The organism is Nocardioides caldifontis, assembly GCF_008087345.1.
GTDB classification, from domain to species: Bacteria; Actinomycetota; Actinomycetes; order Propionibacteriales; family Nocardioidaceae; genus Marmoricola_A; species Marmoricola_A caldifontis.
The window spans coordinates 1-1,362 of record NZ_VHIB01000034.1 but is presented as its reverse complement, the minus strand read 5'-3'; the positions used below and the strand labels follow the sequence as shown (position 1 = coordinate 1,362).

The 1,362-nt window shown below is 67.3% G+C and carries 1 pseudogene; it reads left to right on the top strand.

Going from position 1 to position 1,362, the window contains the following annotated elements:
• The first annotated feature begins 54 nt into the window (after positions 1 to 54).
• Positions 55 to 1,335 (top strand): annotated as a pseudogene (locus tag FIP57_RS22950) (IS3 family transposase).
• Positions 1,336 to 1,362 lie beyond the last annotated feature (27 nt).

Sequence of the window (1,362 nt, the reverse complement as noted above, 5' to 3'; positions counted from 1 at the left end):
TGAAGCGCCCCAGGTTTGATGCCGCTGCTGTTTGAGTCCGGAAGGATGAACAGCATGCCGAAGAAGATCGATCCTGCTCTCAAGGAGCGGGCTGTGCGTCTGGTGCTGGAGCACCGAGCGGAGTACCCCACCACGACGGCCGCCGTGCAGGCGGTGGCCAAGCAGGTGGGGATCGGCAAGGAGAGTCTGCGGCGCTGGGTCGCCCAGGCCGAGATCGACGCCGGCGACCGGCCCGGCGTCACGACGAACGAGTCGGCCGAGATCAAGCGGCTCAAGACCGAGAACCGTCGGCTGCGTGAAGACAACGAGATCTTGAAGGCGGCCTCGATTTTCTTCGCCGGGGAGCTCGACCCCCGCAACCGCTGATCGTCGCGTTCATCGACGACCAACGCGCCCAGGGGCACGCGGTCGAGTCGATCTGCCGGGTCCTGCGTGAGCAGGGCCTGGAGATCGCCGCGCGCACCTACCGAGCCTGGAAGCGGGCCAACCAGCCCGTCGCCGAGCGGACCGTGACCGATGCTCTGGTCATCGACGCGATCCGCGACATCGCCTGGACCACCAACCCCAAGGGCGAGCGAGTCTTGGCCCCAGAAGGGCTCTAGACGCCGCAAGATGACCGCCTACCTGCGCCGCACCGCGCTGCCAGAGGCCTCGGCAGGGGCCGTCGACCGGGCGATGCGCATCCTCGGTCTGGAGGGAGTGCGGCGGGTCAAGAAGGTCCGCACCACCATCCCCGCCGCCGACGGCAAGCGTGCCGGTGACCTGCTCGACAGGGACTTCACCGCTCCGGCCCCGAACCGCGTCTGGGTCACCGACTTCACCTACGTCCGCACCTGGGCCGGATTCGTCTACGTCGCGTTCATCCTCGACGTCTTCGCCCAGCGGATCGTGGCCTGGCACGCCTCGACCTCGAAGGTCACCGACCTGGTGATGACACCGCTGCGGATGGCGATCTGGCAGCGCGAGCACGAAGGCCACCCGGTGGTCGCCGAGGAGTTGATCCACCACTCCGACGCCGGGTCCCAGTACACCTCGATCCGGTTCACCGAGCACCTCGAGCTCGAGGGCATCGCGCCCTCGATCGGATCGGTCGGCGACGCCTACGACAACGCGCTGATGGAGACCATCAACGGTCTCTACAAGGCCGAGTGCATCGGCACCACGGTCTTCCACCCAGGGCCCTACCGCACGCTCGCCGACGTCGAGTACGCGACAGCCAGTTGGGTCGACTGGTACAACAACCGCAGGCTCCACGGCACGCTCGGGATGATCACCCCGGTCGAGCACGAGGCCGCCTACTACGAGGCTCTCAACCGAGAGCCGCAACCCGTATAGCGGCGGCAGAGAACCTGGGGCGCTTCA